This window comes from Streptomyces sp. OfavH-34-F (assembly GCF_022347745.1).
In the GTDB taxonomy this organism is placed as follows: domain Bacteria; phylum Actinomycetota; class Actinomycetes; order Streptomycetales; family Streptomycetaceae; genus Streptomyces.
On sequence record NZ_JAKRGC010000210.1, the window covers coordinates 1 to 11197 of the forward strand.

Consider the following 11197-nt stretch of genomic DNA (forward strand, 5'->3'; position numbering starts at 1 on the left):
CGTCGGCGGGGGCGAGCGCCCCGGCGTACACCGCGGCGGTCAGCTCGCCGACCGAGTGCCCGGCGGCCACCAGCGGGCCGTCCGGTTCGGCCGCGGCGAGCGCCTCGTGGGCGAGGAGCCCGGCGGCGACCAGGAGCGGCTGGGTGTTCTCGGTGCGGGCGATCTCCGCGGCCGGCGCCTTGCCGCCGAGGTGGACGAGGTCCACATCGGCCGCCTCCGACCAGGCGCGGAGCCGCTCCGCGTGCACGGGGTCGCGCAGCCAGCCGGCCAGCATGCCGGGGGTCTGGGAGCCCTGCCCCGGCGCAACGAATGCGTACATGAGTTCGAATCTCCTTTCGTGGATCTGTCGTCGCCGGTGCGGGGCCCGGTGCCGAGCTGTGCGGTGGAGTGGGGTGCGAGGAGGGGGTGGTGGGGGGGGAACGGGCCTCAGTTGCGGCCGGTGCTCTTGCGGAACCGGCGTACGGCCATGAAGGAGAAGGCCGCGAACCAGGCGACGGTGTTGACCACCGCCATCGCGAGGCTGGAGTGCTCACCGCTGAACGAGTAGCCCTCGGTCAGGCTGTAGCGGGCGAGCGTGGCCACGCCGAACATCGGCGAGTAGCGGGAGATGTCCAGCATGGTGCCGGACAGCGGGATGAAGAGGTTGCCGAGGAAGGCGAGCGCGGTCATGGTCAGACCGGGCATGTGCATCACGGTCTCGGGCTTGAGGGCGAGCCCCAGCGTGATGCCGAGGGCGGCGAAGACGGCCGCGCCGAGCCAGGCCACCAGCAGGGACGTCACCCACACCGCGGCGGTGGCCTCCACCCCGGTGAACACCCCGAGCACCCCGACGACGGCCACCGGCACCGCCGCCATCAGCACGGAGGACAGCACCTTGACGAACAGGTAGCCGGGGGGCGCGAGCGGGCTGAGCGCCATGGTGCGCATCCAGCCGGACGCCTTCTCGACGGAGATCGTCGCCGCCGAGCTGACGGCGGCGGTCGCCGCCCCGTACACCGCGATGCCGGTCATCATCCAGGCCGCGAAGTTGCCGTGCGGCAGGGTCGCGCCGTCCGGTTCGGTCCGGAACAGCGCCAGGTAGAGGACGGCCGGCAGCAGCAGCGTGAAGATCGTGGTCTGCCGGTTGAAACGGCGGCGCAGCTCGTAACCGACGAAGACGGGGTTGACCCCGCTGAACGGCGAGGTCCGGACCTCGCGGGCGGCCTGGGCGGAACTCATCGGGGGCCCCCTTCGGTGCGGTCGGCGTGGGTGAGGGTCATGAAGGCCTCTTCGAGGCTGCGCGGGGTCACCTCGATGTCCGTCGCGGACGTCTGCTCGATCAGCAGGCGCAGCAGCGCGTCGGAGTCGGGGGTGTCGAAGTGGTAGCGCCCGCCGCGCGGCTCGTACGAGCGGACCAGCGGGGACTGGGCGAGGGCGGCGGCGCTCTGTTCGCCGAGCCGCGCCGACACGGTGCGGCCGCTGAGGGCGGAGCGCACGTCGGACACCTGGCCGTCGACCACGACCCGGCCGCGGTCGATCATGACCACACGGTCGGCGAACCGGTCCGCCTCCTCCATGTAGTGGGTGGCGAACATGACCGTCATGCCGTGCTCCGTGTCCTCGCGGACGGTGGCCCAGAAGTCGCGGCGGGCGACGACGTCCATGCCGGCCGTCGGCTCGTCGAGCACCAGCAGTTCGGGCCCGGAGAGCAGGGCGAGGGCGAACCTCAGCCGCTGCTGCTCGCCGCCGGAGCACTCCGCGACGCGGCGGCGGCGCAGCCGGTCGAGCCCGGCGCGGGAGAGCACCGCGTCGACGTCGGCGCCGGGGTGCAGCGAGCCGAGCATCCGCACCGTGGCCTCGACGCTCAGGTCGGGCAGCAGCCCGCCGGTCTGGAGCACCGCGGCGACCTGCCCGGAGCGCACCGCCTGCCGGGGCTCGCGGCCGAACAGCCGCACCGAGCCCTCGTCGGGCCGCGTCAGCCCGAGCAGCATGTCGATGGTGGTCGTCTTACCGGCGCCGTTCGGTCCGAGGAAGGCCACGATCTCACCGCGCCGGATGCGCAAGTCGATGCCGTCGACGGCGGTGAACCGCTCCCCCTTGGAGTCGGTGAACCGCTTCACGACAGAGCTGAGCCTCACGGCATCCGGCGACGTCACCTCCTCGGGCACCGGGGACGGTCGGGTCTGGATCATCTTCGAGTCCTCACGATCTGGGCGGGGGTGGCCTGGCGGGAGCCACTCTTCCCGAACCGCCTATCCGCGCCTGCCCGGCGATCTATCCGGCCGCTATCGGGGTACGGAGCGGCCGGAGAGCCGGGGTCGGGAGCGCGTCGAGGACCGTGAGGACCGCTGGGTTTCTACGCCTCCGGGGTGCCGTCCGCCGCGATCCGGCGGAAGCCCGCGTACGGCGCGAGGGCCTCCGGAAGCACCAGCGAGCCGTCCTCCTGCTGGCAGTGTTCGAGCAGGGCGGCCAGGGTGCGGCCGATGGGCAGACCGGAGCCGTTGAGCGTGGCGACCGGCGTGGGCTTGCCGTTCTCGTCGCGGGTGCGGATGTTCGCGCGGCGGGCCTGGAACGTGCCGAAGTCGGAGACCGACGAGATCTCCCGGTACGTGCCCTGGCTCGGCAGCCAGACCTCGATGTCGTACGTGAGCCGCGCCGAGAAGCCCGTGTCGCCCGCCGCGAGGGTGACGACGCGGTACGGGAGCCCCAGCTCCTTCAGGCACGCCTCGGCGTGGCCCACCATCCGCTCCAGCTCGGCGCCCGCCTCGGCCGGGTCGACGATGCGGACCATCTCCACCTTGGAGAACTGGTGCTGGCGGATCAGACCGCGCGTGTCCCGCCCGTACGAGCCGGCCTCGGACCGGAAGCACGGCGTGTGCGCGGTCAGGGCCAGCGGCAGCTCGGCGGGCGGGATGATCTCGTCCGCGTACAGATTGGTCAGCGGGACCTCGGCCGTGGGGATGAGGAACAGCTCGCGGTCGGCCACCCCCGTCCTGAACAGGTCCTCCTCGAACTTCGGGAGCTGCCCGGTGCCGGTCATCGTCCGGCGCGTGACCAGGTACGGGACCGCGTGCTCCACATAGCCGTGGCGGCGGGTGTGCAGATCGAGGAAGAGGGCCGCCAGCGCCCGCTCCAGGGCCGCGCCCGCCCCGCGCGCCACGGCGAAGCGGGGGCCCGAGAGCTTGGTCGCCCGCGCGAAGTCCAGGATGCCGGTGGCCTCGCCGAGGTCCACGTGGTCCTTCGGCTCGAAGGCGAACACGGGCGGCTCGCCCACCCGCCTGACCTCGACCGCGTCCGCGTCGCTGTCCCCGTCCGGCGCCTCGTCGGCCGGCAGGTTCGGAATGCTGAGCAGCAGCTCGCGCAACCGCTCCTGGATCTCCTCCTGCCCCGCCTCGATCTCCCGGATCTCCTCCTTCAGCTCCCGCGCCCGCTCCTTCAGCCCGGTGATGTCACCGCCCTGCTTCGCCGTCCGCTGGACCTCGCCCGCCACCCGCTTGGACTCCACCCGCAGCTCGTCGGCCGACTGGATGCTCCGGTTCCGCCGGGACTGGAGATCCTCCAGCGCGGCCAGGTCCAGCGCGTATCCACGACGAGCGAGCCGGCGTACCGCTTCGGCACCCATGTCGATCAGGGCGCGGGCATCATGCATGAGGAGGTCCTTCTGATCCGGCGAGTGGGACGGTGCGTTGCGCCACCGACGGTAGCAACCGGGGGACGGGGCGCGATCCGGAATATCGGGCAGCGACAGCGGTGTGAGGCAAACGGCTGCAATGCGGGTCGCCGGGGGCGGTTGTGCTGGCCGTCGCCCCCGGCGCTCGCCATGATGCGGGCCATGACCAAGAGCGACGAAGACCGCGGCATCACCCTCCGGATCGCCCAGGAGCCGGCGGCGGACGAGCTTCTCGCGCGCAGTCCGCTCGCCGCCCTGGTGGGCATGCTGCTGGACCAGCAGGTGCCCATGGAGTGGGCCTTCGCGGGGCCGTACGCCCTTGCGCGGCGGATGGGCAAGGACGACCTGGACGCCCATGAGATCGCCGCGTACGACCCGGAGGCCTTCACCGAACTGTTCACCGCCAAACCCGCGCTGCACCGGTACCCGGGGGCGATGGCCAAGCGGGTGCAGCAGCTGTGCCAGTTCCTGGTCGCGCAGTACGACGGGGACGCGGGCGCCGTGTGGAGCGGTGCCGCCACCGGGGCGGAGCTGCGGCGGCGGCTCAACGCCCTGCCCGGGTTCGGTACGCAGAAGGCGCAGATCTTCCTGGCGCTCCTCGGCAAGCAGTTCGGCGTCCGGCCGCCGGGCTGGCGGGAGGCGGCGGGGCCGTACGGGGAGGCCGGATCGCACCGGTCGGTCGCGGACATCACCGGGCCCGAGTCCCTCGCCGAGGTGCGCGCCCACAAGCAGGAGGCCAAGCGGGCCGCGAAGGCGGCGAAGGCGGCCGCGAAGGGGCGGTGAGGGCGGCGCGGCCCGCCGTCCGCGCCCCGTCCGGCGCCGGGCGCGTGTCCGGTTTTCAGAGGCGCATGTCCGTAATTCGGGCCTATATATGGTTCTCACCGTGCCGATCCGGTCACACCCCGGTGCCTTCATGGCTGCGCCGGGTGGGTCTTGCCCGGTAGGCTTTCCGTGTGATCTTCAAGCGCATCGGAAATGGGCGGCCTTATCCCGACCACGGCCGGGAAAGCACCCGGCAGTGGGCGGACGTCGCGCCGCGCCCGGTCCGCCTCGACCAGCTCGTGACCACCAAGGGGCAACTGGACCTCGAAACCCTGCTCGCCGAGGACTCGACGTTCTACGGCGACCTGTTCGCGCACGTCGTGAAGTGGCAGGGCGACCTGTATCTGGAGGACGGGCTGCACCGCGCGGTCCGGGCCGCCCTCCAGCAGCGGCAGGTGCTCCACGCCCGCGTGCTCGAACTCGGCTGACGCGGGGTCCGGGGCCGGCGGCCCGAGCGGGTCCGGAACCGGGTTCGTTCGGGTGTTTTCCCACCCGGACGGGTGCGAGCCATTGATCATTTTGTAGGCATCATCACCGGCTCGCACTACGCTGCGCCCATGAGCATGCTCACTCCCCCCGGCATGGGCGGAAAGTACCGCATCACGGGTGACAAGTACCCCCGGATGGCCCGCCCGCGCCGCCGCCGCAAAGTGATCCTCTCGGCCATCGCCTCCGTGGTCGCCCTCGGGCTGGCCGGCTGGGGCACGCTGCAGCTCATCGACGTCTTCACTGGCGGCGACAAGACCGCCAGCGCTGCCGACCGCACCGAGCGCTGCCCGTCGCCGAAGCCCTCCGCGCCCGCCCGGGTGCTGCCGAAGCCCGGGAAGATCACGGTCAACGTCTACAACGCGACCACCCGCGGCGGACTCGCCAAGGCGGCCGCCGACGAGCTGAAGAAGCGCGGGTTCAAGATCGGCAAGGTGGGGAACGCCGACGCCGCCTACGACAAGAAGGTCCCGGGCACCGGCGTGCTGCTCGGCGCCCCGGCCGCCGTCAACGGCTCGTTCCCCGTGCTCGGCGCCCAGCTGCCGGGCGCCACGACCAAGACCGACGCCCGCAAGAACGCGGAGGTCGATCTGATCATCGGCAAGAAGTTCACCGCGCTCAGCAAGCCGCAGGCGGCCGCCTCCGCGCTGGCCGCGCTGACCGCGCCCGCCCCGGCGCCGTCCTCCTGCTGAGAGGACGGCACCCGGCGGGCGCCCCGGCGCCCTAGTCGACGGTGCCGTACATGCGGTCGCCCGCGTCGCCGAGGCCCGGCACGATGTAGCCGTTCTCGTTGAGCCGCTCGTCCACCGACGCGGTGACCACGGTCACCGGCGTCCCGGCCAGCTCCCGCTCCATCACCTCGACGCCCTCAGGCGCGGCGAGGAGCACCACGGCGGTGACGTCGTCCGCGCCGCGCCTGATCAGCTCCTGGATGGCCGCGACGAGCGTGCCGCCGGTCGCCAGCATCGGGTCCAGGACGTAGACCTGGCGGCCGGAGAGGTCGTCGGGCATCCGGCTCGCGTACGTGGACGCCTTGAGCGTCTCCTCGTCGCGGATCATGCCCAGGAAGCCCACCTCGGCGGTCGGCAGCAGCCGGACCATGCCGTCGAGCATGCCCAGGCCGGCCCGCAGGATCGGCACGACCAGAGGGCGGGGGTACGACAGCTTCACGCCGGTGGTGGGTGTCACCGGGGTCTCGATGTCGACCTGTTCGGTGCGCACATCGCGGGTCGCCTCGTACGCGAGCAGGGTCACCAGCTCGTCGGCGAGGCGCCGGAAGGTCGGGGAGTCGGTGCGCTTGTCGCGCAGGGTGGTGAGTTTGTGCGCGACCAGCGGGTGGTCGACGACATGAATCCGCATGACTGCCAGCGTAAACCGCTCCTCCCGCACCCGTGCGCTGGCATCATCCGCACGTTCGGGGGGAAGGTGGTGGCATACGGACCCGGCGACGCAGCCGGCCCTTGGGGGTGATGAGCCGATGACCGACGGGGCACAGAGCGCCGAGAACCGCGGCGCCGCGCGCGACCGCCGGGGTGCGCGGGCCGCCGCCGACACGCCCGGCCCCGGCGCACCGGACGGCGACGCCTCCGAGAGCGACGCCCAGCGCCGGCGCCGGCGCGCCCAGTTCCTCCGGGAGCTCCACGAGGCCAAGGCCCTGCGCGACCGGGTGCAGCCCCGGCGGGTCAAAGCCGCCCGAATGCGCCAGGCGATGCGGATGCGCACGTTCCGCTGGTAGCCCTCCGGCCTGCGGAAAACCCCCTGGTGACGGTGGCGGAGAGAACTGATGGCCGACTCAACGGCCGAACTGCTGCCGCGAAGCGCTCGTTTCTGCCACGATTCCGAATGGGCGGGACACGGGACAGCCGGAGCACCGGCTGCCTCCCCGCCCGGACCGGCCCTTGGCCCCGAGACCAGTGGGAGAGTCACGGTGTACTTCGCCGCACTGCTCGCGCGCACCGAAGACGGGTGGGAAGCGAGCGACACGGAGCTCGACGATGTGGAGACCCTGTCCGACCTGACGGATCTGGCCCGTGACGCCTCGGTTGACGAGGACACGGTGCTCGTGTTCATCGAGCAGGAGGACGCCTGGTTCGGCGTCGTCCGGGTGGACGGTGAGGAGGACCCGCGGATCTACGTCTCGGACGCCTCCGCCGCCGCCCGCTCCTCGTACGGGGAGATCCTGCTCACCGATGAGCTGCTCGGCCGCGAACCAGGGGCCGAGGACACGATCGCAGCCCTGGAGGAACTCGTCGGCCTCGACGGTACGGAGGACGGCGAGCCGCAGACCACCGACAACGACGACGAGGACGACGAGCCCGCCGCGGCCGTCGTCCCGGCCGGACCGATCGGGGACACCGGGGTGCTGTCCGACCTCGGCCTGCCCGAGGCCGAACTGCTGATGCTGCGGACGGACGCCCTGGCGGAGATCGCGGACGCGCTGGGGGCGGCCGAGGTCCTGGAGACCGTCCGCTAGGGTCCGCGGGTGACCGAAGCACCCCCTCCGCACCCACCCGCGCACCCCGACCCCGTACGGGATCCGTGGCAGGAGCCGATGCGCCGCGCCCTGGCCGAGGCCGACCGTGCGGCGGCGACCGGTGACGTCCCGGTCGGCGCCGTCGTCCTCGGCCCGGACGGGGCGCAGCTGGCCACCGGCCGCAACGAACGCGAGGCGACCGGCGACCCGACCGCGCACGCCGAGGTCCTGGCGCTGCGCCGGGCCGCCGCCGCGCTCGGGGAGTGGCGGCTCTCCGGCTGCACCCTGGTCGTCACCCTGGAGCCCTGCACGATGTGCGCGGGCGCCCTGGTGCAGGCCCGGGTGGGCCGGGTGGTCTACGGCGCCCGCGACGAGAAGGCCGGGGCCGCCGGTTCGCTCTGGGACGTCGTGCGCGACCGGCGCCTCAACCACCGCCCCGAGGTCGTCCACGGCGTGCTGGAGGCCGCCTGCGCGGCCCGTCTGACGGCCTTCTTCCGCGACCGCTGACGCCTCCCCTGCGGGCCGCCGCCGACCCTCCGGAATCGGATTTCGGCGTACGGCCAACATGGTCTAAGCTCTCTCTCGGTAGCGTGTCCGAGCGGCCGAAGGAGCTCGCCTCGAAAGCGAGTGTGGGGAAACTCACCGAGGGTTCAAATCCCTCCGCTACCGCCAGCGGAACCGCCCCCGAACCGTGCGAACGGATCGGGGGCGGTTTTCTGTGTGCCGGGGGCCTCCGTCAGGCCCCGGGTGGGCCCGGCAGGGTCACCAGGGCGCCGGTGGCGGCGGACCCGGCGGCGGCGTCGGCCACCTCCTGGGCGAGGACCGCCTCCCCGGGCGGGCAGACGCTGGGCGCCTCGCCCCGGGCCATGCGGAGGAAGGCCCGCATCTCCTCCTCGTACGCCCGTGCGAAACGGTCGGTGAAGCCGGTGTAGGCGGGGTGCGCGGGGGTGCCGGTTCCCGAGGTGAACGGGGAGCGCAGCGGGGTCCGCTCGTCGAGGCCGATGGTCAGCGAGTCGCGGGTGCCGAGGAGTTCGGCCCGGTGGTCGTAGCCGTACGGGTTGAACCGGGAGGCCGTGAGCACGGCGCGGGTGCCGTCGGCGAGGGTGAGGAGCGCGGTGGCGACGGCGACCCCGTCGCCGGGCGGCTGCTCGCCGATCCGCGCCTCGTCGGCCCGGACGCAGACCGTCCGCTGCCCGGTGAGCCAGTGGACCGCGTCGATGTCGTGGATCAGGCAGTCGGCGAAGATGTCGCCGGACGAGGTCTCGTACCCCGCCGGTGGCGGCGCGTGGTCGAAGGCGGTGCAGCGGATCATGAGCAGCCGGCCCAGGTCGCCCCGCCCGAGCCGGTCCCGTACCGCGAGGTAGTCGGGGTCGCAGCGGCGCTGGAAGCCGACCTGCACCCGGTCGTTGCCGGCGGCCGCCGCCACCGCGGCCAGCTCGCGCGCCGCCCCGGCGGTGTGGGCGAGCGGCTTCTCGCAGAAGACGGGCAACCCGGCCTCCACGGCGCGCGGGAAGGCTTCGGTGCGCACGGCGGCGGGGACCGCCACGACCACGGCGTCCACCGCTTCGAGCAGCTCGTCCGCGCAGTGCCGCGCCGTGCCCTCCACGTCCTTGGCCAGGCTCTCCGCCGCCTCGTACCGGGCGTCGTGGATCAGCAGGGTGTGGCCGTCGGCGAAGCCGGCGAGGTTCCGGGCGTGCCACGCGCCCATGCGCCCGGCGCCGATGATGCCGATCCTCATGAGCGGAAGCACACCTTCCCGTCGGGATGCCCGGGGGGGCGGAGCCGGTTGGTCAAAGCGCTCGGGGATGCGAGACCATGCACCGTGGACATCGCGTGGGCTGATCACCGTACCCCCGGCCCGTGCGAGGCAAACGGCTCGTCGCCGGGACTCGCGCGAGCCATCGGAAGAAAGCACTGGCCCTGATGCAGATCGTACGAGGCAAGAAACTCGAGAAGGCCGCTGACGGTGAGTTCCTGAAGCTGGCCCAGGAGAGTTCCCGTGTCGTCGTCGACGTCGGCACGGGCGACGCCAGGGCTTCCTACCGCATCGCCAAGGAGAACCCGGACTGGCTGGTCGTCGGGGTGGACCCGGCCTGGCAGCGGATGACGCAGACGAGCATCCGCAGCCGCCGCAAGCCCGCCAAGGGCGGCGTGCCCAATCTGCTGCTGGTCAACTCCTCGATCGAGAGCGCCCCCGAGGAGCTGGCCGGGGCCGCCGACGAGCTGCTGGTCCTGATGCCGTGGGGGAAGCTGCTGCACGGTCTGGTGCGCGGCGACGAGGACATCTGGACCGGGCTGCGGACCGTCGCCAAGCCGGGCGCGCCGCTCACCGCGACGGTGGGCACCAGCATCTGGCGCGAGCCGGTGCCGCGTGACATCCAGGGGCTGCCGGAGCTGACGCACGCGTACGTCGAGGAGGTGCTCACCGCGAAGGTGGCGGCCTCCGGGTGGCGGATCACGGACTTCCGGCTCACCGGGGCGCAGGACGCGGACGCCGTCTCCTCGTCCTGGGCGCGCAGGCTGGACGCGGCCAGCACCGAGGTCATCGCGACCCTGACGGCGGTCACCGCCGGCCCGGAGGAGTAACCGGGCGGCGGCGGGGGAAGGGCGCGGTCAGCCCGTCGGGAACTGGCGGCAGTACTCGTACATGGCCATGGCGCCGGCCGTGGCCACGTTGTAGCTGTGCGGGGAGCCCCAGACCGGGATCTCCACGCACTCGTCGACGCAGGCCAGCTCGTCCTCCTTGAGGCCGGTCCGCTCGTTGCCGAGGACGATGACCGACTTACGGGGGAAGCTGATCTCGTGCAGGCTCTTGGAGTTCGTGGCCTGTTCGAGCGCGATGACGGTGTACCCCTCCTCGCGCATCTTCTTCAGCACCGGGGGAAGGCTCCTGCGCACCTCGATCTCGACGTGCTCGGCGCCGTCCCGCGCGATCTTCGGGTCGAGCTTCGCGTTGCCGCAGGCGATGATCCGCTCGACTCCGCAGCACCCCGCCGTGCGCACCACGCTCGACAGATTCACCCGGCTGCGGAAGGCCGAGCACGCGATGACGAGCTCACGGGGGCGCAGCAGAGGCGAGCCCGGCTTGTGGCGGAGGTGTTCGAACATGCCCGGAAGTCTACTGGCCCCGCGCCACCCGGCTCCGCGCGCGGAACGCGGATTACGATGGCCGGTCGGACCACGTCTACGGCCTGGAGAAGGCAATGAAGATCCAGGCCAGGGGCCATGAGAACGTCCGCGCGACCCACGCCAAGACCCTGGAGATCACCGGCGAGCGGGACATCACCGCCCGGGCGACCTGCGTCGTCGGGGTGGACGCCGCCTTCGACGCGGAGGGGCTCGCCCTGCTGCGCGGCCCGGTCGCCGTCCGGCTGTCCGCCGGGCCGCACACCGCGACCGGCACCGCCGTCGTCAACCCGCACCACGAGGTCACCGACCGGCTGGTCCTGCGGCGCAGCGAGCACGCGTCGCCGGACACCTTCGCCTTCCGCAGCACGCTGGTGGCGAGCGACCTCGGCGCGGAGTTCACGGCCGCGCTCGGCGACCCGGCGAACGAGGTGACGCTGACGCTCACCGAGTCCGGGCCGCGCCGGCCGCTCGTCCTGGTGCACCGCCGCGGCCTGCCGGAGCCGGGCGGGCGGACGGGGCTGCTGTGGCGGCACGCGGACGCCTCGCTGGACCTGGACGCGGCGCGTGTCCCGGAGGGGACGCGCACGGCCCTGGCGGACGGCGGGGTGATCGCCGCGACCGTCTCCGGCCCGCTGGAC

At 72.8% G+C, this 11197-nt stretch carries 15 protein-coding genes and 1 tRNA gene; 9 read left to right on the forward strand and 7 right to left on the reverse strand.

Annotation, left to right across the window (positions count from 1 at the left end; all coding sequences use genetic code 11):
* The 4 genes from MHW47_RS24755 to serS form a co-directional block, all read right to left on the reverse strand.
* Positions 1-319 (reverse strand): acyltransferase domain-containing protein (locus MHW47_RS24755; protein WP_239225985.1); only part of this gene is annotated, 319 nt, incomplete at its 3' end.
* Between the two features lie 107 nt (positions 320-426).
* On the reverse strand, positions 427-1218 hold the full coding sequence (locus MHW47_RS24760; RefSeq protein WP_239225986.1) for an ABC transporter permease: 792 nt from the start codon (positions 1216-1218) through the stop codon (positions 427-429).
* Positions 1215-2171 (reverse strand): ABC transporter ATP-binding protein, encoded by a 957-nt coding sequence (locus MHW47_RS24765; protein ID WP_239225987.1) that lies wholly within the window; start codon positions 2169-2171, stop codon positions 1215-1217. Before MHW47_RS24765 ends, MHW47_RS24760 begins: the two co-directional genes overlap by 4 nt.
* Positions 2172-2335: 164 nt before the next feature.
* Positions 2336-3628, reverse strand: a complete 1293-nt coding sequence (gene serS / locus MHW47_RS24770) for a serine--tRNA ligase (RefSeq protein ID WP_239225988.1) — start codon at positions 3626-3628, stop codon at positions 2336-2338.
* 183 nt (positions 3629-3811) lie between these two features.
* Here serS and MHW47_RS24775 point away from each other — a divergent pair, with 183 nt between their 5' ends.
* From MHW47_RS24775 to MHW47_RS24785, 3 genes are all read left to right on the forward strand, one after another.
* On the forward strand, positions 3812-4432 hold the full coding sequence (locus MHW47_RS24775; RefSeq protein WP_239225989.1) for an HhH-GPD-type base excision DNA repair protein: 621 nt from the start codon (positions 3812-3814) through the stop codon (positions 4430-4432).
* 170 nt (positions 4433-4602) lie between these two features.
* A complete protein-coding gene (locus tag MHW47_RS24780; protein WP_003955420.1) occupies positions 4603-4899 on the forward strand; it encodes a type II toxin-antitoxin system VapB family antitoxin in 297 nt (98 codons plus the stop codon).
* Between the two features lie 153 nt (positions 4900-5052).
* Positions 5053-5649, forward strand: coding sequence for a LytR C-terminal domain-containing protein (locus MHW47_RS24785; RefSeq protein WP_239225997.1), 597 nt, complete (start codon positions 5053-5055; stop codon positions 5647-5649).
* A gap of 31 nt (positions 5650-5680) precedes the next feature.
* Here MHW47_RS24785 and upp read toward each other — a convergent pair whose 3' ends face one another.
* Positions 5681-6316, reverse strand: coding sequence for a uracil phosphoribosyltransferase (gene upp / locus MHW47_RS24790; protein ID WP_018101779.1), 636 nt, complete (start codon positions 6314-6316; stop codon positions 5681-5683).
* 118 nt (positions 6317-6434) lie between these two features.
* Here upp and MHW47_RS24795 point away from each other — a divergent pair, with 118 nt between their 5' ends.
* From MHW47_RS24795 to MHW47_RS24810, 4 genes are all read left to right on the forward strand, one after another.
* On the forward strand, positions 6435-6692 hold the full coding sequence (locus tag MHW47_RS24795; RefSeq protein WP_239225990.1) for a hypothetical protein: 258 nt from the start codon (positions 6435-6437) through the stop codon (positions 6690-6692).
* Between the two features lie 192 nt (positions 6693-6884).
* A complete protein-coding gene (locus tag MHW47_RS24800) occupies positions 6885-7430 on the forward strand; it encodes a hypothetical protein (RefSeq protein WP_239225991.1) in 546 nt (181 codons plus the stop codon).
* Positions 7431-7439: 9 nt separating this feature from the next.
* Positions 7440-7937: a tRNA adenosine(34) deaminase TadA gene (gene tadA / locus MHW47_RS24805; protein WP_239225992.1), complete on the forward strand. Its 498-nt coding sequence runs from the start codon at positions 7440-7442 to the stop codon at positions 7935-7937.
* A gap of 77 nt (positions 7938-8014) precedes the next feature.
* Positions 8015-8102 (forward strand) — tRNA-Ser (locus tag MHW47_RS24810).
* Between the two features lie 64 nt (positions 8103-8166).
* Here MHW47_RS24810 and MHW47_RS24815 read toward each other — a convergent pair.
* Positions 8167-9168, reverse strand: coding sequence for a Gfo/Idh/MocA family oxidoreductase (locus MHW47_RS24815; RefSeq protein WP_239225993.1), 1002 nt, complete (start codon positions 9166-9168; stop codon positions 8167-8169).
* Positions 9169-9353: 185 nt separating this feature from the next.
* On the opposite strand from MHW47_RS24815, the gene MHW47_RS24820 reads away from it, so the two are divergent.
* Positions 9354-10016, forward strand: coding sequence for a class I SAM-dependent methyltransferase (locus tag MHW47_RS24820; RefSeq protein ID WP_239225994.1), 663 nt, complete (start codon positions 9354-9356; stop codon positions 10014-10016).
* Between the two features lie 27 nt (positions 10017-10043).
* Here MHW47_RS24820 and MHW47_RS24825 read toward each other — a convergent pair whose 3' ends face one another.
* Complete coding sequence (locus MHW47_RS24825; protein WP_239225995.1) at positions 10044-10538, reverse strand: RNA methyltransferase; 495 nt, start codon at positions 10536-10538, stop codon at positions 10044-10046.
* A gap of 95 nt (positions 10539-10633) precedes the next feature.
* Between MHW47_RS24825 and MHW47_RS24830 the strand changes: the two genes are divergently transcribed.
* Positions 10634-11197: DUF371 domain-containing protein (locus MHW47_RS24830; RefSeq protein ID WP_239225996.1), on the forward strand; the 564-nt coding region annotated here is incomplete at its 3' end.